The 24,490-nt window shown below is 56.5% G+C and carries 22 protein-coding genes; 13 read left to right on the top strand and 9 right to left on the bottom strand.

Annotated features, from left to right (window positions below; translation table 11 throughout):
* Positions 1-345 precede the first annotated feature (345 nt).
* The 4 genes from ACYX4K_RS03315 to ACYX4K_RS03300 form a co-directional block, all read right to left on the bottom strand.
* On the bottom strand, positions 346-666 hold the full coding sequence (locus ACYX4K_RS03315; protein WP_475092264.1) for a hypothetical protein: 321 nt from the start codon (positions 664-666) through the stop codon (positions 346-348).
* A 139-nt stretch (positions 667-805) separates the two neighbouring features.
* Positions 806-1,096, bottom strand: a complete 291-nt coding sequence (locus ACYX4K_RS03310) for a hypothetical protein (RefSeq protein WP_475093525.1) — start codon at positions 1,094-1,096, stop codon at positions 806-808.
* A 389-nt stretch (positions 1,097-1,485) separates the two neighbouring features.
* A complete protein-coding gene (locus ACYX4K_RS03305; RefSeq protein ID WP_475093526.1) occupies positions 1,486-2,994 on the bottom strand; it encodes a fumarate hydratase in 1,509 nt (502 codons plus the stop codon).
* Positions 2,995-3,175: 181 nt separating this feature from the next.
* Positions 3,176-3,928 carry a hypothetical protein gene (locus ACYX4K_RS03300; protein WP_475093527.1) on the bottom strand — a complete coding sequence of 251 codons (753 nt, stop codon included), beginning with the start codon at positions 3,926-3,928 and terminating at the stop codon, positions 3,176-3,178.
* Between the two features lie 344 nt (positions 3,929-4,272).
* Here ACYX4K_RS03300 and ACYX4K_RS03295 point away from each other — a divergent pair, with 344 nt between their 5' ends.
* The 4 genes from ACYX4K_RS03295 to ACYX4K_RS03280 all read left to right on the top strand — a co-directional run bounded on the left by ACYX4K_RS03295 (position 4,273) and on the right by ACYX4K_RS03280 (position 10,469).
* Positions 4,273-4,854, top strand: coding sequence for a superoxide dismutase (locus tag ACYX4K_RS03295; RefSeq protein WP_475093528.1), 582 nt, complete (start codon positions 4,273-4,275; stop codon positions 4,852-4,854).
* Positions 4,855-5,040: 186 nt separating this feature from the next.
* Positions 5,041-6,942, top strand: coding sequence for a DUF885 domain-containing protein (locus tag ACYX4K_RS03290; RefSeq protein WP_475093529.1), 1,902 nt, complete (start codon positions 5,041-5,043; stop codon positions 6,940-6,942).
* A gap of 174 nt (positions 6,943-7,116) precedes the next feature.
* Positions 7,117-9,150 (top strand): di-heme-cytochrome C peroxidase, encoded by a 2,034-nt coding sequence (locus ACYX4K_RS03285; RefSeq protein WP_475093530.1) that lies wholly within the window; start codon positions 7,117-7,119, stop codon positions 9,148-9,150.
* Positions 9,147-10,469 carry a catalase family protein gene (locus ACYX4K_RS03280; protein ID WP_475093531.1) on the top strand — a complete coding sequence of 441 codons (1,323 nt, stop codon included), beginning with the start codon at positions 9,147-9,149 and terminating at the stop codon, positions 10,467-10,469. The genes ACYX4K_RS03285 and ACYX4K_RS03280 overlap by 4 nt, the downstream gene beginning before the upstream one ends.
* On the opposite strand, the gene hda is transcribed toward ACYX4K_RS03280, so the two are convergent.
* Both hda and ACYX4K_RS03270 read right to left on the bottom strand, forming a co-directional pair.
* Positions 10,459-11,193, bottom strand: coding sequence for a DnaA regulatory inactivator Hda (hda, locus tag ACYX4K_RS03275; RefSeq protein WP_475093532.1), 735 nt, complete (start codon positions 11,191-11,193; stop codon positions 10,459-10,461). The genes ACYX4K_RS03280 and hda overlap by 11 nt on opposite strands.
* 6 nt (positions 11,194-11,199) lie before the next feature.
* Complete coding sequence (locus tag ACYX4K_RS03270) at positions 11,200-12,306, bottom strand: DUF2066 domain-containing protein (RefSeq protein ID WP_475093533.1); 1,107 nt, start codon at positions 12,304-12,306, stop codon at positions 11,200-11,202.
* 247 nt (positions 12,307-12,553) lie between these two features.
* Here ACYX4K_RS03270 and purM point away from each other — a divergent pair, with 247 nt between their 5' ends.
* The 4 genes from purM to ACYX4K_RS03250 all read left to right on the top strand — a co-directional run bounded on the left by purM (position 12,554) and on the right by ACYX4K_RS03250 (position 16,780).
* Positions 12,554-13,612 (top strand): phosphoribosylformylglycinamidine cyclo-ligase, encoded by a 1,059-nt coding sequence (purM, locus tag ACYX4K_RS03265; protein WP_475093534.1) that lies wholly within the window; start codon positions 12,554-12,556, stop codon positions 13,610-13,612.
* A gap of 6 nt (positions 13,613-13,618) precedes the next feature.
* Positions 13,619-14,302 (top strand): phosphoribosylglycinamide formyltransferase, encoded by a 684-nt coding sequence (gene purN, locus ACYX4K_RS03260; RefSeq protein WP_475093535.1) that lies wholly within the window; start codon positions 13,619-13,621, stop codon positions 14,300-14,302.
* Between the two features lie 72 nt (positions 14,303-14,374).
* Complete coding sequence (locus tag ACYX4K_RS03255; RefSeq protein ID WP_475093536.1) at positions 14,375-15,136, top strand: DUF3108 domain-containing protein; 762 nt, start codon at positions 14,375-14,377, stop codon at positions 15,134-15,136.
* 228 nt (positions 15,137-15,364) lie between these two features.
* A complete protein-coding gene (locus ACYX4K_RS03250) occupies positions 15,365-16,780 on the top strand; it encodes an OmpP1/FadL family transporter (protein WP_475093537.1) in 1,416 nt (471 codons plus the stop codon).
* Between the two features lie 371 nt (positions 16,781-17,151).
* Here ACYX4K_RS03250 and ACYX4K_RS03245 read toward each other — a convergent pair whose 3' ends face one another.
* On the bottom strand, positions 17,152-17,412 hold the full coding sequence (locus tag ACYX4K_RS03245; protein ID WP_475093538.1) for a hypothetical protein: 261 nt from the start codon (positions 17,410-17,412) through the stop codon (positions 17,152-17,154).
* A gap of 78 nt (positions 17,413-17,490) precedes the next feature.
* Here ACYX4K_RS03245 and ACYX4K_RS03240 point away from each other — a divergent pair, with 78 nt between their 5' ends.
* The 5 genes from ACYX4K_RS03240 to ACYX4K_RS03220 all read left to right on the top strand — a co-directional run bounded on the left by ACYX4K_RS03240 (position 17,491) and on the right by ACYX4K_RS03220 (position 23,071).
* Positions 17,491-18,867 carry a CmpA/NrtA family ABC transporter substrate-binding protein gene (locus tag ACYX4K_RS03240; protein WP_475093539.1) on the top strand — a complete coding sequence of 459 codons (1,377 nt, stop codon included), beginning with the start codon at positions 17,491-17,493 and terminating at the stop codon, positions 18,865-18,867.
* 29 nt (positions 18,868-18,896) lie between these two features.
* Positions 18,897-19,901 (top strand): ABC transporter permease, encoded by a 1,005-nt coding sequence (locus tag ACYX4K_RS03235; RefSeq protein ID WP_475093540.1) that lies wholly within the window; start codon positions 18,897-18,899, stop codon positions 19,899-19,901.
* 52 nt (positions 19,902-19,953) lie between these two features.
* Complete coding sequence (locus ACYX4K_RS03230) at positions 19,954-20,835, top strand: ABC transporter ATP-binding protein (RefSeq protein ID WP_475093541.1); 882 nt, start codon at positions 19,954-19,956, stop codon at positions 20,833-20,835.
* Between the two features lie 52 nt (positions 20,836-20,887).
* A complete protein-coding gene (locus tag ACYX4K_RS03225; RefSeq protein WP_475093542.1) occupies positions 20,888-22,111 on the top strand; it encodes an alginate export family protein in 1,224 nt (407 codons plus the stop codon).
* Between the two features lie 129 nt (positions 22,112-22,240).
* Positions 22,241-23,071, top strand: a complete 831-nt coding sequence (locus tag ACYX4K_RS03220; RefSeq protein ID WP_475093543.1) for a type IV pili methyl-accepting chemotaxis transducer N-terminal domain-containing protein — start codon at positions 22,241-22,243, stop codon at positions 23,069-23,071.
* A gap of 153 nt (positions 23,072-23,224) precedes the next feature.
* On the opposite strand, the gene ACYX4K_RS03215 is transcribed toward ACYX4K_RS03220, so the two are convergent.
* Together ACYX4K_RS03215 and ACYX4K_RS03210 are read right to left on the bottom strand one after the other, a co-directional pair.
* Entirely contained in the window at positions 23,225-23,650 is a 426-nt protein-coding gene (locus ACYX4K_RS03215) for a c-type cytochrome (RefSeq protein ID WP_475093544.1), read from the bottom strand.
* Between the two features lie 54 nt (positions 23,651-23,704).
* Positions 23,705-24,469 carry a HesA/MoeB/ThiF family protein gene (locus ACYX4K_RS03210; RefSeq protein WP_475093545.1) on the bottom strand — a complete coding sequence of 255 codons (765 nt, stop codon included), beginning with the start codon at positions 24,467-24,469 and terminating at the stop codon, positions 23,705-23,707.
* Positions 24,470-24,490 lie beyond the last annotated feature (21 nt).

Here is a 24,490-nt window from a genome sequence, read left to right as displayed (position 1 = left end):
GCGGCTTACACGCCCAAAAGGAAAAACCCACTCAACTTTTTCCGCCGCCAGTGAACACCCTAACGAAGGGAAGCCACCGAAGGATCTTTATATCAACCGTCAATCCCTGCTAGCGATGCCGTATCTACAACGCTGGAGGCCGCCGAATCGCTCATCAAGCACACTGCAATTTTCAGGCGGCGGCATGATGAACCTGAACATTAACGCCCACGGCAGGGGCGGCTTACCTTGTGCGCGTTTTGCGCGAAAATGGGAGCGAAGCGACCGCGCAAGACGTGCATAAGGTAAGCCGTCCCACGGAGGCCCGAAGGGCCGGAGCTTCACTGCCCGTGATTGTTAAGCTTTTCACTCGGACCATGGGCCAGCGCCTTGGGAGCCCATACCTAAAAGAGCACTACTTACCCCGAGATCAATTCTTAGTGCCTCTTGCGAAAATTCGATAGAACTTACTTTTTGATAATACCTGTACTGCGCGGGAGATAACGCGAGTGCGTATGCATATTCCTCATGGTCGCCTTCTAACCCTGTGAGTGAAAGAGCGGTTTTTACCTGATTGAATTTCAAGTTACTGCTCTTTCCATATTCATCTCTCAATTTAGAGACAAACACAGTGCGAAACTTGCGAAGCTTTCTCCTTTTGTTCCACCAGCGCTTTACTAGGTTCATCGTTTTTATGCTTAACGCCCAGCGCAGGCGCAGCCAACGCGGAGCGCCTTTTGTGTTAATGTTTGAGCGACAGCGAGTAACACAAAAGGTGCGTAGTGTTGGCTGTCGCTCTGCCGCTGCTTGTTAGAAATTGGGGCCACTACCATCCTTCGATGTATGTACCCAGTTCACGGCCTTGATCTTCCTCGTCTTTCGCAAGAAATTCTCTCTTAAACTCTGAATCGCGCATCTTAGATTGGTGGAAAAGAATACAACCTCCGAAGAATGCGATCCAACAGAAAACCTGAATCCCTGCGAACAGCCCGATTTTGATCGATAAAGGTATATCAGTTGCAAAGAAGAGGCTAAATGCACCAATCAAGAGTGCCGGCCAAAGCACACTATAGAAAGAAGACTTTGCAGCAATAAATAATACTTTTTTTGAGTACATTTCAATTCAACGTGACTTAAATTTCTAACAGTTTTATTCATACGCCATAGGCTTCTGTTGCAGTAGTAATTATTCTTTGGCGCAATACTCATCCACTTGAAAATTCAATTTAGAATCAACCACCTACAAGCTAGAGTGCCGCTCCCCTACCATCTAAAGATGCCTATGGCTTTTGTTCTTAATTTAAAAAGTGGCTTGTTCGCGAAAACCAATTATTATATTTATCAAAGGGTTAGCCTATCCCATTCCTTGCACACAAGCCATAGGCTGCTGATCTCGGCATTTCTCGAGAAAAGGGCTTGAGTTCCGGGAAAAACCTGCAGGCAATAAAAAAGCCGGCTCCAAAATTGGAGCCGGCTTATTGCATTCAACCAAAAGATGCGGGCTTGTTACACCGCGCCCTCTTCTATCTTGTGCTTCCAGATCACCGGGCCAGTGTTGTGCACGGATTCGCCATTACTGTCCACGGCAACAGTTACCGGCATATCTTCCACTTCAAATTCGTAGATCGCTTCCATACCCAGTTCCGGGAAGGCGATGACCTTGGCATCTTTAATCGCCTGGGCAACCAGGTAAGCAGCACCACCAACGGCCATCAGGTATACCGCTTTGTTATCGCGAATGGCCTCAATGGCGGTTGGACCGCGCTCGGCTTTACCGATCATGCCCAGCAGGCCGGTTTCTTCCAGCATGGTGCGGGTAAACTTGTCCATACGGGTGGCAGTGGTAGGACCAGCGGGGCCAACCACTTCTTCCCGCACCGGATCTACCGGGCCCACGTAATAGATGAAGCGACCGGTCAGGTCTACCGGCAGTTTTTCACCCTTGGCAAGGATGTCGACCATCTTCTTGTGGGCGGCGTCGCGGCCGGTGAGCATTTTGCCATTCAGCAACAGAGTGTCACCGGGCTGCCAGTTCAGTACATCTTCTGCGGTCACTTCATCGAGGTTCACGCGACGGGTGTTGCCACCGGCTTCACGGGTGATTTCCGGCCAGTCTTCCAGCTTCGGCGGAGTCTGGCGCGCAGCGCCGGATCCGTCGAGGGTGAAGTGAGTATGTCGGGTCGCGGCACAATTGGGAATAATGGCTACGGCTTTGTTGGCGGCGTGGGTTGGGAAGTCTTTGACTTTCACATCCAGCACGGTGGTGAGGCCGCCCAGGCCCTGGGCACCGATACCCAGTTTGTTGACCTTGTCGAACAGTTCCAGGCGCAGCTCTTCGGCACGGTTGGAGGCGCCGCGCTCCTGCAGATCCTGGATATCGATCGGGTCGAGTAGGGATTCCTTGGCCAAAAGCATCGCTTTCTCGGCGGTACCACCCACACCGATGCCCAGCATGCCAGGTGGGCACCAGCCGGCGCCCATTTTAGGTACCATTTCCAGAACCCAGTCCACGACGGAGTCGGAAGGGTTCAGCATGGCGAATTTGCTCTTCGCTTCAGAGCCGCCGCCTTTCGCCGCAACATACACATCGACGTTGTCGCCTGGCACGATTTCGTAGTGGATCACTGCCGGGGTATTGTCGCCGGTGTTCTTACGGGCACCATCCGGGTCCGCCAGAATGGACGCGCGCAGCACGTTGTCCGGGTTGTTGTAGGCGCGGCGGACACCTTCGTTGACCATATCGGTCACGCTCATTTCCGCATCCCACTGCACATTCATGCCCACTTTCAGTTTCACGGTCACAATGCCGGTGTCCTGACAGATGGGGCGGTGGCCCTGTGCACACATGCGGGAGTTGATCAGGATCTGTGCCATGGCGTCTTTCGCCGCCGGATTGGCTTCCTTCTCGTAGGCCTTGTTGAGGGCCTGGATAAAGTCCTGAGGGTGGTAGTAAGAAATGAACTGCAGCGCGTCGGCCACGCTGTCGATCAGGTCGTCCTGGCGGATTGTCGTCATTGCCGGCTCCGGTTGTCTCTCGTCTCGAAGGCGGCGATTTTACACGAATTGACAGGAGGTGTAGGGCTCGGCGACAGGAAGGGCAGTGAGAATTTACTCGAGGGAGCCGGTAATCATTAATGAGAATTATTAGCGGCGACATTGGTCGCCGCTAATCGAGCTTCCTTTAAAGCGCCCCTTTTTAGGGCGCGGAAGCGGTGGCAGAACTGGACTGCAAGCTGCGAATCGCGTCGCGCAGCTGGACCAGGTCCTTGTTCACCGTGCGGCGATAGCTGTCGATAGACTGCACGGCTTCTTCGTTCGCTCCCACGCGCGCGGTCAGGTCTGCTCGCACTGAATTCAGCTGACGCTCCAGGCTCGCCACCTTGTCTTTGGTTTCGCGGGACGCGCTCGCGGTGGACTCTTTCAGTTTGGTGATGTCGCTCTCTAGCGCGGCAACCTTTTTGAGGCTGCTCTCAAAGCCCTTCACTTTACTGGTAAGTGCGGCCACCTCTTTCTTGGCAGCCTCTGCCGTAGCCTTGTTCGCAGCGATGCTCTTGCGGTTGGTGTCATAAGACACGCCCCACAATTTGCGGATCTCAGAGGAGTTCTCTTTCACTTTTGCGTTGAGAACCTCTACCGAAGCCGCTGACTCCTCACCAGACATTTCAAAGCGCTTCTCCAGCTGGACGATGCGAGCATCCGCGTCTTTCAGCTGAGCTGCGGTTTCCTGCCACTGGGTATACAGGAAACCCGCCCCCCCCAGACCGGCCAGTGCCAGCATGAGTGCGACGATTGCCAGAAAAGAGGAACCACCACTACTCGGCTCCACCACGGGTGCAGGCGCCGACGGCTGGGCTGGCGCGTGGCGGCGGCCACCGATGGGGCCATTGGGGATCTGAGGGTCCATAGAAGATGAACTGCTGCCATCGAATGTGGGCTCTCTGCGTTGCATGCTGATGTCCTGCGTTGGCTCGCTGCCGGTGACCTGCTGGGCACCCGGCGTGAATGAGCGAAAAATAAGGATGAAAACTGCGGCAGTTATACCAAAAATTGACGAAAAAGTAAGCGGGTCCAGTTATCAGAATAGGACACTGACAGCCCGCGACCGTTCCGGCATTGATAATCATTCGCGAAACATGGCGAACGATACCCGCAGCTTTACGACATTTGAATCGTTTTTGGTCTGTCCAGTGGCTTAATAATGACATCAAGCGGGTGTAGAATGCGTGCCACCAATAACTGACCTGCTACTGTACTTGGGTCGGTACAGGTCCCGGACAAAGGAAGGAATATCACATGGCACATGTTCTCCCCGAACTCCCCTATGCTATGGACGCGCTGCAGCCGCACATCTCCAAAGAGACTCTGGAATTCCACTACGGCAAGCACCACAAAACCTACGTGGACAAGCTGAACGGCCTGCTGGACGGTACCCCGGAAGCGGACAAGACTCTGGAAGAAGTGATCAAGTCTTCCTCCGGTGGCGTTTTCAATAACGCTGCACAAATCTGGAACCACACCTTCTACTGGAACTGCCTGAGCCCCAACGGCGGCGGCGCAGCCACCGGTGCAGTAGCCGAAGCGATCAATGCGGCTTTCGGTTCTTTCGACAAGTTCAAAGAAGAGTTCACCGCTAGTGCTGTGAACAACTTCGGTTCTGGCTGGACCTGGCTGGTGAAGAAATCCGACGGCTCTGTCGCCATCGTAAACACCTCCAATGCCGAAACCCCGCTGACCGACGACAGCGTCACTCCGCTGCTGACCTGTGACGTTTGGGAGCACGCCTACTACATCGACTACCGCAACGCGCGTCCGAAGTACATGGAAGCTTTCTGGGCACTGCTGAACTGGGACTTCGTGAACCAGAACTTTGCCTGATCACTGAATCTTCTCAGTGCATCGAAAGCGGGCCCCGGTGGCCCGCTTTTTTGTGCCCGTCGCTTCTTCCCCCCTTCCCCTGCGCCGAAAAAATGACCGCCTCGCCGTAAAATTTGCAACCGCAGCCGCTTCTGGTTACAACACTGGGCCCAAGCCCTTATTATTCACTGACGCTGAGATAACACCATGAAGCTCAAGTTGACTCTGCTGGCAGCCGCCATAAGCGCGCTGGCCATGACAGGTTGTGACCAAAAACAATCCGCTGAAACGCCAGAGACCCAGTCCACTGCAACGACGGAAGCAGCCCCAGCCACGAATAAGTCCACCGATACTCAATCCGGCGTCAATGGAACAGAAGGCAATGCTGAAGTCATTGCCAAGACCAATGAGCTATTTGAAGAGCAATTCCAGACCCACCTCAAACGCAGCCCGGAATTCAAGACATTCCTCGGTATGAAAGAGGATTACGGCAAGTGGGACGACATTTCCCCGCGCTTTGAAAAAGAAACCCACGAGATCAACAAGCGACAACTGGAAACGCTGAAGAAAATTGACCCGAACCAGCTCGACGACGCCACCCGCCTGTCTCTTGAGCTGGCCGTTCGCAACCTGGAGCAGGACATTGAAAGCTGGAAGTGGCGCCTGCACACCTACCCGGTCAATCAGATGTACGCCGCTCACACCAGCGTGGCATCGCTGCTGATCAACCAACACCGGATTAGCGATGTCTCCGATGCGGAGGCCTACATCTCCCGCCTGAACGGCTTGCCCGCTTATTTCGATCAGCTCATCGAAAACCTGAAAGAGCGCGCCGACAAAGGTGTGATCGTTCCCAAATTCGTATTCCCCTACATTATCAGTGACGGGGAAAACCTGATTACCGGTGCACCGTATGACGACGGTAAAGACAGCACCCTCTACGCCGACTTTAAAGGCAAAGTGGACAAGCTGGAAATCAGCGATGAGGAGAAATCCGCGCTGATTGAAACGGCGAAGTCCGCCATGCTGGAGAGCGTCAAACCCGCCTACGAAAACCTGATCAGCTACCTCGGTGAGCTCGAGAAAAAAGCCACCACCGACGACGGTGCCTGGAAACTGCCTGATGGCGACAAGTTTTATCAGCACCGCCTGAACGTCTACACCACCACCGATATGACCGCCGATGAAATTCACCAGAAAGGTCTGGAGGAAGTGGAGCGTATTCACAATGAAATGCGCGAGATCATGAAAAAGGTGAAGTTTGAAGGCAACCTGCAGGAATTCTTCGAATTCATGCGTACCGACGAACAGTTCTATTACCCGGAAACCGAAGAAGGCAAGCAACGCTATCTGAATGAAGCCACAGCTCTGATCGACACCATGAAGGGGCGCCTGGACGAGCTGTTTATCACCAAGCCCAAAGCAGATCTGATCGTGAAGGCGGTAGAGCCGTTCCGCGAAAAATCCGCCGGTAAAGCTTTCTACCAGCGCCCCGCACCGGATGGATCACGCCCGGGTATCTACTACGCCAACCTGTACAAAATGAGCAGCATGCCGGTGTATCAGATGGAGGCGCTGGCCTACCACGAAGGGATTCCCGGCCACCATATGCAGCTGTCCATTATGCAGGAACTGGAGAATGTACCCAGCTTCCGCAAGTTCGGTGGTTACACCGCCTACACCGAAGGCTGGGGACTCTACTCCGAGCTGGTACCCAAGGAGATCGGTTTCTACCAGGACCCCTACTCCGACTTCGGACGCCTCGCCATGGAACTGTGGCGCGCCTGCCGCTTGGTCGTGGATACCGGCATGCACAGCAAGAAGTGGACACGCGAAGAAACCATTGACTGGCTGGCTGAAAATAGCCCCAACCCCCACGGGGACGTGGTAAAAGCCATCGAGCGTTATATCGTGATGCCGGGGCAGGCCACCGCGTACAAGATCGGTATGATGAAGATTGTGGAGCTGCGCGAAAATGCCAAGCAGGCCCTGGGCGACGACTTCGATATCCGTGAATTCCACGATGTGGTACTGGCGAACGGGGCTGTGCCGCTGGATGTACTGGAGGAACTGGTAAACAACTGGGTGGCAGAGAAAAAAGGAAACTGACCCCAAGTCTGAAACCAAGAACTTCTAAAGCCGAGACAAGCCGGGACGGTAACGCCCCGGCTTTTCTTTTATGCGCTCTTTTAATTCACCGAGCGCAATTTACAATAGTGCCGCGCCTGCAAGCGGGAATAGCTGGCGATAACAACAAGAACTGGATCTGACTGGAATACGCAAATGGATTTTCGGCTTTTCAAACTCCCCCTGTGGTTGCTTGCCGGTGGCGGGCTGGTACTGACCGGTTGCACGCTCGCGCACAAGCTGTTCGAACCTAATATCACCAGCGAAGAAATCGTCGAGGTGCGCTATCTGGACCAGGGTTGGTCAGCTGAAGATCGCCAGCTTTTTTACAATACCCCCCAGGGTACAGAACTCCAGGGGCTGCATTTCGCCTGGCTGCAGGCACTGGAGCTTCCCTTTTCCAAAGAAAAACTGGCGAGCGCAGACAACATGCGCGGCTGGGGTTTTATCATCGACCCTACACATAGCCCCAGGTCCGATGCCGGCGCAGTCTACCCGGTGGGAATGGGCAGCCACAGGAACCCCGAGGACAATTCTCAGCGTCTGGACCTGGGCTGCGCTCTCTGCCATACCGGCGAACTGCACTACCGGGGCACCGCCCTGCGTATTGACGGCGGCCAGGCTATTCACGGCATGTCTACCAGCGACTTCGGTGAATTTATCCACTCCCTCGGTGCTACTACTGCTGAAATGCAGGTCAACCTGTTGAAGTGGAACCGCTTCGCCGATGAGGTCGCCGGCGAGGATAAAGACGCGCGCGCGCAGCTGCGAAGAGATTTCTCCGCATTCCGAGAACGCTTTTTCGAATTCGCCAAAGGACCGGGCCGGGATAAAAACTTCCCGGTTGCAGAAGGTCGCGGCCGCACCGATGCGGTGGGCCGAATCGGCAACGTGGTCTTCGGCTACAACCTGGGAATTGAACAGAACTATCAAGTGGCCAACGCCCCGGTCAGCTACCCCTTTTTGTGGGACATCTGGCGCTTCGACTGGGTGCAATACACCGGGTTTACCAATCAGGCCATGGCCCGCAATGTAGGAGAGGCCCTGGGCGTTATGGCCCCGGTCAAACTGATCGACGAAGCTGGGGCACTGTTACCGGAAGGCGAATTCGGTCAGTCGACGATTGATGTGCAGGGAATGCAGTGTATTGAAACTACCCTGCGCAAGTTGCGGCCACCCAAGTGGCCCGAAGATGTGCTTGGGGAAATAGATATCGCCCGCGCCCGCGAAGGTAAAGACCTGTTTGCCGATCAGTGCGCCCACTGCCATGGCCCCCACATCTCCCAGCCCTATCAATGGGCGCTGGCCACAGGCCCCGACGACAATCCGGCCAGCCAGCGCGACGTAAACTGGCAATGGGATATGTCCGGACAGGTGGACTACGGAGCAGATAACCGCCCGGTACGCCAGGATTGGCGGGAGTCCATCTGGGCCATCCCCTGGATTGATGTCAGCGTGATCGGCACTGACCCGACCGCAGCGAACAATTTTGTTGAACACACTTTCGATCCTGGCCCCCTGGTCCCACGCGACCCGACAGATCCGAACGATGCCAGCAACCGTCGCGTAAACGCGGGAGATGGCTTGCAGCTACTGATCAATAAGCTGGTGCCGGTACTGTACGAAAACCGCGAAATTTCCAGTGACGGCAACGCAATCGCCGACTACGACGGGTTAAACGTACCCTTCCGCATCGTCAACAAAGCGGCGTACAAAGCACGTCCACTGCACGGGGTCTGGGCCACGCCACCCTTTTTACACAATGGATCGGTTCCCAGCATATACGACCTGCTATCTCCCAAAGAAGCGCGACCGGTGCGATTTGGCGTTGGCCACCGGGAATTCAATCCACAGAAACTGGGTTACGTTACCGACATGCGCCCGGGTAACTTTGAATTTGATACAAGCGAAACCGGCAACAGCAACAGCGGACATCAGTTCACCGATGCAGATGTGCCCGGGCGTATCGGCAGGCGCTTTAAAGAGAGCGAACGCCTGGCGCTCATCGAGTACCTGAAGATTATGGGTAACCCGGATTATTCTGAGCGTCTCGGGGGAGATCCGCAGAATTGGGCCCAATACCCCGAGCCACCGGCCAGTGCAATTGGTGAGCAGGCGTGCAAGCCCTACCGCCACAGTAGCAAACCGCTACTGGCCGACCGTGTCCACAGTGGGGAGGCGGGCCAGTGAAGCCGTATAAGATTTTGATCGCCGCGGTGGCACTGTGCGCGCAGCCACTTCTCGCAAGTGAACCAACCGCGAATACCGGGCTCCCGGTTACCGATCCCCCGACACTGGAACTGGATACCCTCGGAATGAACATCTCCGCAGACGAACGAGCGGCCATTGCCTCTGCGATCCAGTCGGCCCGTGAAATTTCCGCAGCCGCTCACAAGCTCAACAGTCCCGCGCACGGAAATCACTACCGCCGCGATGCCCACGCCAAGGCAACCGGTTGCCTGCGCGCCGAATTTGAGATTAACGGCGATATCCCTGCGCGCTTTCAGCACTCTGTATTTTCTACGCCCGGACGCAGTTACCGGGCCTGGATCCGTTTCTCCAATGGGGATATGCAGGTGCAGCCCGACGGCCAGGGGGACGCCCGGGGAATGGCGATAAAGGTGATGAATGCCGACGGCGCACCAATCGCTCCGGAGTTACGACGGGATGAAACCCTGAACCAGGATTTCATCATGACCAACACCCCGGCGTTTTTTAATCGCAACATTTTCGACTACGCCGAAAACATGCAGTACCTGGCAAAGCTGGACCGGAGCGGTTGGTTTTTCGGACTTTGGCCGCCGCGCCTGCGCCCGACAGAAATGTGGCGGGCCTACCAGACGGTATCATCCACCATCGATACCCCATTGGCCGAGCAGTACTTTTCCATGCTGCCCTACCGCCTGGGCCAAACACCGTTAAAGTTTTCCACACGCCCCTGCGCTGGCAGCGATTTTTCGCGGGCACGCGCCAACGAACACAGAGGGGGAAATTACCTTACCGAACAAATGGGCCGCGCCCTCGAAGCCGGAAGTGCCTGTTTCGACTTTCTAGTACAGCCGCGAGTGAAGGGTGCCACAGAGTCAGAAATGCCCCTGGATGACGGCACGGCAATCTGGGAAGAATCGGCATCACCGTTTATTCCTGTTGCGCGCATACATATTCCGCCACAGGAATTCACCCACGCGACGCAACAGGCCTTTTGCGAAAACCTGTCGATGAACCCCTGGCGGGGAGTGGGGGAATGGGAACCACTGGGCAGCCTGAATCGCGCACGCCGACTGGTATATCACGCAGTATCGGATTTTCGACACAGCCGCAATAACGCGCCGCAGCGGGAACCCGATAGTTGGTGTATCCCGGAGTCCGGAGCGCCGTGCCCCGCCGCTCAGGGACTCAATATCCAAAAACCGCGCTGGCCACTGCCGCGCTGTTTCGACAGGCATTTTTCCCCCGAAAATGGCGCTGTAGACAGCCAGTGCGATGGATACGGTGCACTCAGATATTGAGCACCTGTTTGACAAAGGGAATGGTGATTTTGCGCTGAGCCTGGAGCGAAGCGCGATCGAGCTGCTCAAGCAGCGTGAACAGGGCGCGCGTATTGCGCGGTGCGCGGTGCAGAATGTATTGCGCTACATCCTCCGGCAGATCAAATCCGCGCAGCTTGCTGCGACGCACCAGTGCCGCAATCTTGTCGCTATCACTCAGGGGATGTAACTGAAAGGTAAGTCCCCACTGCAGGCGGGATTTCAGGTCGGCCAGGGTCAGCGGCAATCCCCGGGGGGACTGCCGCGCTCCCAGCAGCAGCTGTTTGCCGCTGTCTCGCAGGCGGTTGTAGAGGTGAAACAGGGCGGTTTGCCAGTCGGTACGCCCTTCGATCTGCTGCAGGTCGTCGATACAGACCAAATCCAGGCACTCCAGCCCCTCGACGATGGCTTCCGGGTCGTTGTCGATCAGGTCCACCAGGGGGAGATACTGGAAACTTCGGCCGCTCGCCTCAGCGACCTGGCATGCAGACTGCAGCAGGTGCGTTACGCCACTTCCGGGCTCGCCCCACAGATACACCACCTGCTCGGGGCTCTGCCCGCACGCAAAGGTATGCAGCATACCCACGACCTGGCGGTTGCCGTCATCGGGGGACTGGAAAAAATTGGCGAAGGTCGCGTCGTCCCTCAGGGAAACACCCAGGGGTAACTGCTGAGGAACTCCGCCGGATTGGCTACTACCAGACACAGTTTATTACTGCCAGCTGTAACGCAGAGGGTTCTGGGCGCTGCCGAGCGGCGCGCGATAACCGTTCAGGTCAACCAGTCCCTCATCGCGCGTCAGTTGCAGATTGCGGTTCAGTGCCAACACATTTTGCAGGGTCTGCAGCTGAGTGCTGGAAGTCAGCGCCAGCATTAGGCGATCACCGTCCACCGCCAGTACCTCGGCACTACTGACCTGGGCCAGTCCCTGTAGATATTTGGTCGCATCGGAATACTGGGCGAAGCTGCGAATGCCGGAAATCTCCACCATAACCGCACTGGCCACCCCGGTATCGGAGCTGTGCACCGCGTAACGCTCTGCCAACAGGTTCGCTGCCTCATTCACCCCCCGCAGGGCCACTTCTTCCATGGAGATACCGCTGGCATCAAAAGCGTAGCTGCGGCCACCGTGGATCAGCAGCCAGTTCGCCTGCCAGCGCTGCCCGGAGGTCTGTAACAGGCGGCCCATCAGGGTAGCATCCGGACGATAGCGTACGCCGGCACGCTCTGCCGCACTCTCATCCTGGGCCCACAGGCTGCCCAGGGGCATATTGCGCTGGTCATTCAGGTCCATGACCGGAAAGTCGAGGGGGAGGCCCCGCTCCATGGCGAGACCGTCTAGCAGCCCAAAAAGCTCGGGGTAATCTTCCTGACGCAGGGTGTCACGGCCAGATTGCAGAGTGTCCACCGCCATCCACACCAGTGTGCCCGGACGGTTGTTCGGCCACAGTGGCAACTGGAGCTTGTGCACCAGGTCGTTCACCGCCTGCGGATCGAAGGTCAGGTGCAGGTACAACTGGTTGTTGTCGCTGTCGTAACGGTAGCTCTGCACAAACTTCTGGGACTGTGCAAGAACTGGCGCGACCTTGGGGTTGTTGGCGATGTTCTGGTCACCGGTGACTCGCACGAAAACACGCTCAAGGCCACGCACCGTGGCAGCAGTGCGGTCGGTTGTGCCGCGGCTGGCAACGGCCTCACTCACATCGTAGAGATCCGGCATTACCCGCGCACTGGCGGGCGGGGTCATCAACATTGCCGACAATACTGCCAACAACAGCGCAAAACAGAGCAGTGCGCGGGGGGTTATGGTCAATGGCATTGGCTCTCAGTCCCCTTTTACCTCTTTTATATGTATCTGACGCCCGGAGAGACCTGGTTCGGCCGGGCATTACGGCCGGCAGCGGTCGATGACACGGTGCGTTCCTGCGCCGGAGACGGACCCCCGACAGTCAATTACCGGCTATTGTATCAGTGTCGGCTGTTTCTCCCAGCCTTCAGTTCGCACATTCAGGTAATTTTCTACTAGAATACGCGCCCTTCCAATTAGGCCCTTATCAGGTTGAACCATGAGCGACTCCAAGCCGAACTCCTCCAGCCCCTCCCTCAGCTACAAAGACGCCGGTGTCGACATCGACGCAGGTAATGCCCTGGTTGAGCGTATCAAGCATGTGGCCAAGCGCACCACGCGCCCGGAAGTGATGGGCGGATTGGGCGGTTTCGGCGCCCTGTGCGAACTGCCCAGCGGCTACAAGCAGCCGGTTCTGGTAAGTGGCACCGACGGTGTGGGCACCAAACTGCGCCTGGCTATGGATCTGGGTATTCACGACACCATCGGTATCGACCTGGTGGCCATGTGTGTGAACGACCTGGTGGTTGCCGGTGCCGAGCCCCTGTTCTTCCTTGACTACTACGCCACCGGCAAGCTGAATGTGGACATCGCCGCCGACGTGGTAACCGGCATCGGCAAAGGCTGTGAACTGGCGGGCGCGGCCCTGGTGGGTGGCGAGACCGCGGAAATGCCCGGCATGTACGAAGGCGAAGATTACGACCTGGCGGGCTTCTGCGTCGGCGTTGTGGAAAAGTCCGAGATCATCGATGGCAGCAAGGTCCAGACCGGCGACAAGCTGATCGGCCTCGGCGCCTCCGGCCCCCACTCCAATGGCTACTCCCTGATCCGCAAGGTTCTGGAGATCAGCGGTGCCGACCTGAACAAAGACCTGGAAGGCAAAACCCTGGCCGAGTCACTGATGGCACCGACCCGCATCTATGTAAAGAGCCTGCTGGCGCTGATGAAGGAAGTGCAGGTCAACGCGCTGAGCCACATCACCGGTGGCGGCCTGCTGGAAAACCTGCCACGGGTACTGCCAGACAACGCCCGTGCAGTGATCGATACCAAGAGCTGGGACTTGCCACCGGTATTCCGCTGGCTCCAGGAAGCAGGCAACATCGAAGGCCGCGAAATGTACCGCACCTTTAACTGCGGTGTGGGCATGGTGATCTGTGTGCCCGCGGCCGAAGCCGACAAAGCCGTGGCCAAACTCAAACAATTGGGCGAAGACGCCTTTATCGTCGGCAGCATTGAAGCCGCTAACGGTGGCGAAGCTGTCGAGCTGGCGGGCCTGTAATCCCCGATGCCCAGCAGCACCATGTCGCCCACCGACAAATCAACTCCACCGCAGAAATGCCGCGCCGTTGTTCTCATCTCCGGCAGCGGCAGCAACCTGCAGACGTTTCTCGATGCCGCGGCCGGCGGTGACGCCGACTATTCCGTGGAAGCCGTCATCAGCAACAAGGCCGACGCTTACGGGCTGACCCGCGCGCAGAACGCCGGTGTACCCACCGAGGTGCTGAGCCACCGGGATTTCAGCGACCGCGACAGCTTTGATCAGGCAATGGTCAAGCTGATTGACGGCTATGCGCCCGATTTGGTGATTCTCGCCGGCTTCATGCGCATTCTGACACCGGAATTTGTGCGTCATTTCAGTGGCCGCCTGTTGAACATTCACCCCTCTTTGTTGCCCAAGTACCAGGGCCTGCACACCCACCAGCGCGCGCTGGATGCCGGCGACGAGGAGCACGGTGCCACCGTGCACTTTGTTACCGAGGAGCTGGACGGCGGCCCACCCATTTTGCAGGCCGCAGTCCCCATTGAGGCCGGTGACACCGCGGAAACCCTTGCACAGCGCGTGCTGGTACAGGAACACAAAATCTATCCGCTGGTGGCCAGCTGGTTTGCCCAGGGCCGCCTGCGCATGATCGGCGATCGCGCCGAGCTGGATGGAGAGCTGCTACCGCGCAGCGGAAAACGGTTGTAAGGCGGACTACACTTCCGGCCTGAAACCGACTCACACTGTATGGAAGTCGAAAATAAGGCCGGAGGTTGTCCCTTGAATCGTATCGCCGCTGTTACTGCTTCAATTTCATTATTTGTTTCTGCCCTTTTCTACAGTCTGTTGTGCCACGCCGAAAGTGAACAGAGTGCCGCCGCTCCACCTGCCCCCCAGGTACTGACTCCCTTTACTGCCATCTACGAAGCCGAGTTCAGCGGCTTTGCGGTTAAAGCCGAGCGCAAGTTAAGTGGTAGCCCACAAAGTTGGCGCCTGGATTTCTCCGCGCACTCCATGTTCGCAAAGGTCGAAGAGTACTCCCGCTTCGCACAGCAGGGCACGCAGCTCTCCCCACAACACTACGACTATCAGAAATCCGGTTTGGGCCGCGATCGTCACACTGCGCTGAGTTTTGAGGACGGTGGCAAACGCATCCTGAACATCTACGACAAATCCCGCAGCATCGAAAATGCCCCGCTCCACACTCAGGACAAAATCAGTTACCAGCTGCAGCTGGCAATGGATGTCGCCGGCGGAAAAACGCCACTGAAATACCAGGTTGCCGATGGCAAGAAAATTCGCGACTACGAGTTTGAGGTGGCGGGCGAAGAAACCATCAACACCCCGATGGGCAAGGTAAGAACGGTGAAGGTTCAGCGAGTGCGTGGCAAAGATGCGGATCGCGTCACCAATATCTGGTTTGCGCCGGAATGGAATTACGCACTGGTAAAACTGATGCAGCGTGAAGAAAATGGCAAAAGCTACCAGATCACCCTGACCAAATTATCCATCGACGGGAAAGAAGTCAGCGCAAAAAAATAATTAGAAAATTTTTTCACATCTCCTACAAAAATTTACGACAACCCGTAGATTTTTCCGCTACAGGCCACTATAAAGTCGTCGCATTCTCCCCGTGCGTAAAATTCGCACTGCTAGAATCAAGCTACTGGGAATTTGTTTGCTTGAAGCAAAAACTTTCTGGAAAAGCTTCTTCGCCAGTATTGGGCCAAATTCCCGCTGGCATAATTTTCAGCAAAAGAGTGGGATCTCATGACTATCAAAACTCTGCGCAAGGCCGCGTTAGCGGCAGCAATCTGTTCCGCATCCAGCGGCGCCATGGCTGCTGGCTTTGCACTTCAGGAATCCAGTGTCAGCGGCCTTGGCCGCGCTTATGCCGCCGAAAACACCGTCGGCGACAACGCCGCCATTCTCGCCCGTAACCCTGCAGGCTCAGCACTGTTCGACCGTATCACCATCACTGGTGGTTTCAACTACGTTGACCCAAATATCGATGCCGCAGGCTACACCCAGTTTTTCGCCCAAACGCCCAATGGCGAGTTTCCTCTGACTGAACCGCTCTACCAACAGGCCAAAGACTACGCCACCGATGCATTCGTGCCATTCGCTTACATTGCGGTACCTTTTGATGACTGTTGGTCATTCGGTTTTGCAATGAACGCCGATTACGGTCTTGAAACCGACTTCGATTCCGACTGGCTGGTAACGCACATTTCCGACAAAACGGAACTGCTGACCGTTAATCTCGCGCCGTCTGTGGCGTACAACTACCGTGACGTATTCAGCGTGGGCGTATCTGTAAACTTTCTGTACGCGGACGCCACGCTGAACACCAAAGTTCCTAACGATTTTCCTGTGGATCCATCACTTTCCAATGCCAAGATCCTTCATGCCAACGGTAATGACTGGGATACCAGCTGGGCAATCGGTGCTCTATGGAACATTACCGATCGCACCCGCGTCGGAATATCCTATCAAGGCGAGTTCAATCCCAAGCTTGATGCAAATGTCGATTCAGATCTTCTGCCAGCCTTGGACAACGCCGGTAATATTATCGGTACGTTCGACAACGAACCTGCTGACCTGACCCTGGACCTTCCAGATGTCGCAGAAATTGGTCTTTACCACCGCTTCAACAACGAGTGGGGCCTGGCAGTAGGCGCCACCTGGACCGACTGGGACGACTTCGAACGCCTGGAAGCCTTCTTCCCCGATCAGACCGTTGGCGGCGAGCCCTATCTGCCGTACAACCCACTGCACATCAAGGAAGAAAACTTCAAGAGCGGCTGGCGCTACAGCGTGGGCCTGGAATACTACCCGTGCGAAGAAGTGACCTGGCGCATGGGCTACGCCTATGACGAGGGTGCCGCTCGCGACGGTCTTTACACCGAAGAAAGCGAACTGGTGGGCCGCGACATCACCTGGCGCACCCTCTCCATCCCGGACAATGATCGCCAGTGGGTGACCTTCGGCGGTACTTACGAATTCAACAATCAGTTGAGCATCGACGGTGGTCTCGCCTATATCTGGGGTGACGACGCGCCCATTCAGGAATTCTCCAGCTTGCCGGTACCGGCACTGGGTGGTGCACTCAACACCTACTTTGACGGTGGCACCACCAATCTTGAAGCCTGGATTGCAGGTGTAGGCCTGAACTACAGCTTCTGATCCGAAGCACTGGATTAGAAACGCTGCAGAAAAGGCCGGGTGGCGACACCCGGCCTTTTTTGTTGCTTCACGGTAATGCCTGCGCACCAAAACGAACCCGGTTCGCGCACTGAATGTGCACTCTGGCAGGTGCTCGCGCTATCGCAACCCGCGCTGATTTGCCATCAGCCGGACGACATCACCACCCTTCCGGCGTCAAAAACAACTCCTGACAGTAAAAGACTTACCACTGTGTGAAAAACGGCAACGGTCACACCTGACACACTTCCTGATACTTCGCACAGAGACAAAAGCACATTGAAATACAACAACTTACGTTACCCTCATGTGCTCTTTCCCCCTGCCAACACCTTACATCCCGGACGCGAGATCTACACCGCATCCCACAACCACGTCAGAAAAGTTGGCACGGACCCTGCAATACGACATTCAACAGCGATCAATTCCGTCAGCACGACGCCGCACCAGAAAAGATCGCCAAAATAGAATAATTTCCGTTGATTGATTAAGCCGGCAACGGCCTTACAGAAAACAGTCTGGCAACGCGTAAGCGTGTGCCCTTGAGCAGAGGCGCTCACCAACCCCGTCATTAGCGACAGGATGTTGGTGAGCGCTTTTTTTTTGCGGTGCAATTTTTCACTCGCCGCATCGACTGCTCCAAACGGAAGAAAAAAGACCAAATATCTCGTTAAAAATTGGAGCAAATAATCATGAACTGGAACAAGCCGTTTAAAACACTTGCCACCTCGCTGGCACTGGCCGTGGGCTTCAGCATTACACCCGCTACAGCGGAAGAACTGGGCTATCCGGAAAAAGAAGAACTCACCTTCGGTTTTATCAAGCTCACGGATATGGCCCCCATCGCCATCGCCTACGAAAAAGGCTTTTTTGAAGACGAAGGCCTGTACGTCACCATCGAGGCCCAGGCCAACTGGAAAGTGCTACTGGACGGCGTGATCGACGGCCGACTTGACGGCGCACACATGCTCGCGGGCCAGCCCATTGCCGCCACCATGGGCTTCGGCACCAAAGCCGACATCATCACCCCCTTCTCCATGGATCTGAACGGCAATGGCATCACCGTATCCAATGCCATCTGGGAAGAGATGAAGCCGAATATTCCCAAGATGGAAGACGGCCGCCCGGTGCACCCGATCAAGGCCGATGCACTGAAGCCCGTCGTGGAAAAATACAAAGCCGATGGCAAGCCCTTCAAAATGGGCATGGTATTCCCGGTATCCACCCACAACTATGAGCTGCGCTACTGGCTGGCCGCGGGCGGTATCCACCCCGGCTTCTACGCACCGCACAAGGGCGACACCTCAGGACAGATTGATGCCGACGCCCTGCTCTCGGTAACCCCGCCACCGCAAATGCCGGCCACCCTGGAAGCCGGCACCATCTACGGCTACTGCGTGGGCGAACCCTGGAACCAGCAGGCGGTATTCAAGGACATCGGCGTTCCGGTGGTGACCGACTACGAGATCTGGAAAGACAATCCGGAAAAAGTCTTCGGCATCACCAAAGAGTTCGCCGAGAAATACCCCAACACCACCGTACGTGTCACCCGCGCCCTGATCCGCGCCGCCATGTGGCTGGATGAGAACAACAACGCAAACCGTCCGGAAGCCGTGAAGATCCTGTCCCAGTCCAACTATGTGGGTGCGGACTACGACGTGATCGCCAACAGTATGACCGGCACCTTCGAATACGAGAAAGGTGACAAGCGCGAAGTGCCCGACTTCAACGTCTTCTTCCGCTACAACGCCACCTATCCCTACTACTCCGATGCCATCTGGTACCTCACTCAGATGCGTCGCTGGGGCCAGATTTCTGAAGACAAGCCGGACGAGTGGTACAAGGAACTGGCAGCCAAGGTTTACCGCCCGGACATCTATGCCGCCGCCGCCAATTCCCTGATTGAAGAAAAACTGGCCTCTGCCGAGCAGTTCCCGGACTTCAATACCGAAGACGGCTTCCGCAACCCGCAGCCCCACTTTATCGACGGCATCGTCTACAACGGCCAGAATCCCAATGAATATATCGAGAAGTTCCCCATTGGCCTGAAGTCCGGACAGAAGCTGTAAAACTTAACCTGTGTGCAGAGGGAACAGGAATGAATACCACCACTGTGAATGCCGAAAAATTACCGGGCTTCAAACTGCCGCAACTGAGCGAAGTCTTTAACGGAACCCTGGTCAGCGGCGCCATTCGGCTGGTCGCGCTACCGCTGGCCGGCATCCTCGCTTTCCTGCTGCTGTGGTCCATTACCGCACAGAATATCGACACATCCCTGGGTAAATTCCCAGGGCCGGCCGCCGTAATGGAGCAGTTCAACTCCCTGTACGACGAACATCAGCGTTCGCGGGAAAAAGAACAGGCGTTTTACGAGCGCCAGGAAAAGCGCAACGCAGAACGTGTGGCGAAAGACCCGGGCTACGAGCCGAAGATCCGCGCCTATACCGGCAAGGAAACCTTCCTCGACCAGATCGTAACCAGCCTGGTAACCGTGATGAGTGGCTTTCTGCTGGCCGTCGCCATCGCCATCCCACTGGGTATCGCCATCGGTCTCAGCAAAACCCTGAGCAGTGCCATCAATCCGATTATTCAGGTGTTCAAGCCGGTTTCACCTCTGGCCTGGCTGCCGCTGGTCACCATGGTGGTTTCCGCTTTATACGCGACACCTGATCCAGTGGTGGCCAAATCCTTCCTGGTGTCTCTGATCACCGTCACCCTGTGCTGCCTGTGGCCCATGGTGATCAACACCGCGGTGGGTGTAGCCGGTATCGACAAAGACCTGGTGAATGTGAGCAAGGTACTGCGTCTGCCGGCCCTGCGCCATGTGCAGAAAATTGTGTTGCCCGCTTCCGTACCGATGATTTTTACCGGTATGCGCCTGTCCCTGGGCGTGGCCTGGATGGTACTGATCGCCGCAGAAATGCTGGCGCAAAACCCCGGCCTCGGAAAGTTTGTGTGGGACGAATTCCAGAACGGCAGTTCCAATTCCCTCGCCCGCATTATGGCCGCGGTACTGGTAATCGGCTTTATCGGCTTCCTGCTGGACCGCGGCATGCTCGCCCTGCAGAAAGTGGTCTCCTGGGACAAATCGGCCAATCAGTAAGACAGTCCGCGAGCGTAAAACGGAACGAATTTAAATTACGGAGAAAGAACCCATGAGCGTACTTCTCGACATCAGCCACATCGATATGGAATTCCCAACCCCCAAGGGCCCGTTTACCGCCCTGCGGGATGTAGACCTGAAAATCGCCCAGGGGGAATTTGTCTCCCTGATCGGCCACTCCGGCTGCGGCAAATCCACCGTGCTGAATGTGGTTGCCGGCCTCTACCAGGCCACCCGCGGTGGGGTCATCCTGAATGGAAAAGAGGTAATCGAACCGGGACCAGAGCGCGCGGTGGTCTTCCAGAACCATTCCCTGCTGCCCTGGCTCACCGCCTATGAGAATGTGGAGCTGGCGGTCAGGCAGGTGTTTGGTAAAACGCAATCCAAATCGGAAATGCGCGAGTGGATCGAGCACAACCTGGATCTGGTGCATATGAGCCACGCCATGCACAAGCGCCCGGGTGAAATTTCGGGCGGCATGAAACAGCGCGTGGGTATCGCCCGGGCCCTGGCCATGCAACCCAAGGTGCTGCTGATGGACGAGCCGTTTGGCGCTCTGGACGCACTGACCCGTGCGCATATGCAGGACTCCCTGATGGAGATCCAGGCAGAGCTGAACAACACCGTCATCATGATCACCCACGATGTGGATGAGGCCGTATTGTTATCGGACCGCATTGTGATGATGACCAACGGCCCCGCCGCCACCATCGGCGAGATTCTCGACGTTGATCTGGAGCGCCCGCGCCACCGCCTGGAACTGGCAGACGACCCGCTCTACAACCAGTATCGCTCCAAGGTACTGAAGTTTCTGCACGAACGACACAGTAAGCCCGACGTCCCCGTCAAAAAAACCGCTGCCAAAACCGTGCAGACGACAGAAAACACCACAGCAGGCCACACGCAGAAAGAAGCGCTAGAAGACGCAGCCTGATGTTACAGCGCCTTGCTGACTCAACTTTTAATCTCCGCAACAGGAAAACGACATGAAAAACCTAAAGCAATTTTCCCATGCTTCCCTGCGCAAAAACCTGCTGGCACTCACCGTTGGCGCCATTGCCACAGCGCCCGCCTTTGCCCAGGAAATGTCCGGGCAGCAGGCACCCGAAGTCACCAGTATCGCCGACGCACTGTCTCAGGGCGATGTAACCCTGGGCTTCCGCGCCCGCTCGGAATTTGTGGATGTAAACGGTAGCGATGTAGACCTTACCAGCCTGCAAACCCGCCTGACCTTCACCTCCGCCGCCTACGAGGGTTTCAGCACCCTGATCGAAATGGACGACGTTACCCACATCACTGAATTTGAAGGTGGTGTCGGCGACCCGGAAGGCACCGAAGTGAACCAGGCCTACCTCGCCTACGCCACCGGTGCCACCACCTTCAAATACGGGCGCCAGCGCATTCTGCTAGACAATCAACGCTTCGTCGGTGGTGTCGGCTTCCGCCAGAACGAGCAGACTTACGATGCTTTCAGCGTGACCAATACCAGCCTCGCCGATACCACCCTGTTCCTGGCCCGTGTCAGCAACGTAAACCGCATTTTTGGTGAAGACAGCCCGGTGGGTGATCACACCAACGATACCTACCTGCTGAACGGGAAATACGCCGGTCTTTCCGCCGGTACCCTGAGCAGTTACGCCTACCTGATCGACAACGAAGACGCCGCGGCTTTCTCAACCGACACCTACGGCGTGCGCTTTGCCGGTGGCCAGGGTGGTCTCTCCTACGCGCTGGAATATGCCACACAGTCCTCAGCGGCAAATAACCCTGCAGACTACGATGCGGATTACCTGCTGGCCGAAGGTAGCTACAAGCTGGGCACCGTCACTATCTCCGGTGGCTATGAATTGCTGGGTGCCGACGGCGCAGACGGACAGTTCATTACCCCGCTGGCCACCTTGCACAAATTCCAGGGCTGGACCGACAAGTTCCTCGGCGGCGGTACCGGCAACATTGCCGGCGGTATTGAAGATGTTTACCTGTCTGTAGGCACCAGCCTCGGCGGCGTGAAGTTTGCGTTTAATTACCATCAGCTGAGCTCCGACGACAGCGGGGTATCCGGCATGGATAAACTGGGCAGCGAAGCGGGCTTTCTGGTTGCGGGAGCTCTGGCAGGTGTCAACTTAAGTATGAAATACAGCGCATACAGTGCCGACGACTTCAGCGTGGACACCGACAAACTCTGGCTCACCGCCGTAGCAAAATTCTAACGGAAAGAAACCACTCACAGGGTTTAACCTGTATCACTCGTTGAGTATTTACCCGGCCGCAAGGCCGGGGCTTTTTCCTCTTTCCTATCACTTTATTTTCTCATTCATTTCTCAGCCTGGAGAGTGAGTATGAAATACACCTTACCCCTGTTCCTGTTGCTCCTACTCGGCACTTCACAGGTCTTCGCCGCCAAGCCGGAAACAGCAAATGATATTCGTAGCGTCGGCTTCAGTATGGGTGACGCCATCAATATCGCCGGACGTCAGCGCATGCTGTCCCAGCGGATCACCCAATCCTATATCCTGCAGGGGGTGCAACCATCGGTGGAGAAGCACCGTCAGGTTTTCGAGCGCTCCATGGTGGAGTTCGAGCGCAACCTGGGCCAGCTCGTCGATTTTGCGCTCGCGGCGCCGGTCACCAGTACCTTGCGACTGGTCCAGGAAGAATGGAAAGCCTTTGCAGAAATTGCCCGGCAGCCAGTGACAAAATTTACCGCGGCCGAATTGTTTCAACGCAGTAACACGCTGCTACCGGCAGCTCACACGTATGTTATGCGCCTGCAGGCACTGGCCAATCACAGCAGTGCCGAGCTGGTAAATGTATCCGGGCGCCAGCGTATGCTGTCCCAGCGCATTGCAAAAAACTATGTGGCCCAGTATTGGGGTGTGGCGGGAAGCGACGGCACGCGCTTGCTGTATGAGGACCTGGCGGAATTCGAGCAGATACTGACCTTCCTGCTGGAAAGCCCGCTAAACACGCCGGATATCACCCGCAATCTGCAGAAAACCCAGGGCCACCTGAGTTACGCCAGTCGGGGCTTCGATGGAGAGATGCAGATGTCGGAGGCCCGGCAGATCCATGTGATCACCGGCACTACCGACATCATGCTGCGCAATATGAATGTGATTACCGGTCAGTATGCGCAGTTACTGAACGCGGTAGAAATTGCAGCCCGCTGATCGCGAGTTCGCAAGCAGGTGCCGAACAAACCACAGTACTCTTGACGTGGTCTGAAGCGTGCAGCTGTTGTGTCTTGCCTCGACGGACAGGGTGGCCCCCTTTCCTAGAGGCAAGGCGCAGCAGATGTGCGCTTCAGGCCGCGCCCTACAGGACTATTTTGCGGTGGACATGTAGGTGATCAGCGCGGCGTAGTCCTCATCGGAGCAGTGGAAGCAAAGCCCGGCGGGTGGCATTGCATTGAAGCCATCCCGGGCGTGCTTGACCATGATATCCATTCCCTTGGCCATACGCGGCTTCCAGGCTTCCGCATCACCGGTGATGGGTGCTCCCACAAGACCTTTCTCATGGCAACCGCCACAGGTTTGCTGGTAGGTCTCCAGCAGTTCCGGCGAAATATGTACGGTGTCCACTTCTGTGACCGGTTGCGTCTCCACTTCCTGATCCGTCATTTCCTGAACTGCGACTTCCTGGGCCGGTTGTTCAGGCGTCGCGACTTCTGAAGACTTTTCAGTGCAACCGAAAACCAGTGCGCTAAATACGATCGCGGCAAACGCGCGGGAAAAAGTGTGTGCAGACAAAATATGCCCCTCATTCTTGTTCGATTGTTTATTTCTGGGGGCCAGTTGTACTGATTATCCACAAGCAGGGCAAGTGCTGTTTTTTGGCAGGGTCAGGGCACGCCACTCGAGGCTTGCCGCCTCGAATAGCTGTAATTTATTCAGGCTGCTTACCGGCAAACCCACAATCAGCTTGATCGCTTCCAGCGCCTGGGCGCTGCCCATCATGCCCAGTGCCGGTCCGATCACACCCACGGTGGAGCAGTTCTCGGCTTCCGGTAAATCGCTCTGCTCTGCTGCCGGCGGGAACAGACAGGCGTAACAGGGGCTACCTTCCGCTCGAAAATCAAAGCTCACCAGCTGCCCGGAGAACCCTCGCACCGAAGCCATTACCACAGGTACTTTTTGCGTACGACAGGCGCGATTGATAGTGTGACGGATATTGAGGTTATCGGTGCAATCCAGTACCAGGTCGAATGGCTGTTTGGACAGCAAGTCCGTGAGCCAACCTTCGTCGGCCATGCGGCAGTGGGCCTGAATGCGGATTTCCGGATTGGCAGCGGTCAGCTGCTGCGCCGCCACCTGGGCTTTGTCCTTGTCCCGGTGATTGGTTTTGTAGAGTACCTGGCGCTGCAGATTGGAGATTTCCACCTTGTCGCCGTCCACCAGATGCAGCTCACCGATGCCCGCCGCGGCCAGATACAGCCCCGCCGGGCTACCCAAGCCACCGAGGCCAACGATCAGTACCCGCGCAGCACCCAGCTTCTCCTGCCCCGCTTCCCCGATCTGCGGCAACATGATCTGGCGGCTGTAACGCTGTAGCTGTTTACGACTCAACACGGCTCGGCTTCTCTCGGTCGG

This window comes from Microbulbifer sp. ABF4_107 (genome assembly GCF_056312215.1).
The sequence above is the reverse complement of the archived record's forward strand: the minus strand, read 5'-3'. Positions and strand labels throughout refer to the sequence as shown.

Bases quoted from the DNA above. Each gene is read 5' to 3' on its own strand.
- ACYX4K_RS03315 (WP_475092264.1), bottom strand. From the start codon at position 666: ATGAACCTAGTAAAGCGCTGGTGGAACAAAAGGAGAAAGCTTCGCAAG.
- ACYX4K_RS03310 (WP_475093525.1), bottom strand. From the start codon at position 1,096: ATGTACTCAAAAAAAGTATTATTTATTGCTGCAAAGTCTTCTTTCTAT.
- ACYX4K_RS03305 (WP_475093526.1), bottom strand. From the start codon at position 2,994: ATGACGACAATCCGCCAGGACGACCTGATCGACAGCGTGGCCGACGCG.
- ACYX4K_RS03300 (WP_475093527.1), bottom strand. From the start codon at position 3,928: ATGCAACGCAGAGAGCCCACATTCGATGGCAGCAGTTCATCTTCTATG.
- ACYX4K_RS03295 (WP_475093528.1), top strand. From the start codon at position 4,273: ATGGCACATGTTCTCCCCGAACTCCCCTATGCTATGGACGCGCTGCAG.
- ACYX4K_RS03290 (WP_475093529.1), top strand. From the start codon at position 5,041: ATGAAGCTCAAGTTGACTCTGCTGGCAGCCGCCATAAGCGCGCTGGCC.
- ACYX4K_RS03285 (WP_475093530.1), top strand. From the start codon at position 7,117: ATGGATTTTCGGCTTTTCAAACTCCCCCTGTGGTTGCTTGCCGGTGGC.
- ACYX4K_RS03270 (WP_475093533.1), bottom strand. From the start codon at position 12,306: ATGCCATTGACCATAACCCCCCGCGCACTGCTCTGTTTTGCGCTGTTG.
- purM (WP_475093534.1), top strand. From the start codon at position 12,554: ATGAGCGACTCCAAGCCGAACTCCTCCAGCCCCTCCCTCAGCTACAAA.
- purN (WP_475093535.1), top strand. From the start codon at position 13,619: ATGCCCAGCAGCACCATGTCGCCCACCGACAAATCAACTCCACCGCAG.
- ACYX4K_RS03250 (WP_475093537.1), top strand. From the start codon at position 15,365: ATGACTATCAAAACTCTGCGCAAGGCCGCGTTAGCGGCAGCAATCTGT.
- ACYX4K_RS03240 (WP_475093539.1), top strand. From the start codon at position 17,491: ATGAACTGGAACAAGCCGTTTAAAACACTTGCCACCTCGCTGGCACTG.
- ACYX4K_RS03235 (WP_475093540.1), top strand. From the start codon at position 18,897: ATGAATACCACCACTGTGAATGCCGAAAAATTACCGGGCTTCAAACTG.
- ACYX4K_RS03230 (WP_475093541.1), top strand. From the start codon at position 19,954: ATGAGCGTACTTCTCGACATCAGCCACATCGATATGGAATTCCCAACC.
- ACYX4K_RS03225 (WP_475093542.1), top strand. From the start codon at position 20,888: ATGAAAAACCTAAAGCAATTTTCCCATGCTTCCCTGCGCAAAAACCTG.
- ACYX4K_RS03220 (WP_475093543.1), top strand. From the start codon at position 22,241: ATGAAATACACCTTACCCCTGTTCCTGTTGCTCCTACTCGGCACTTCA.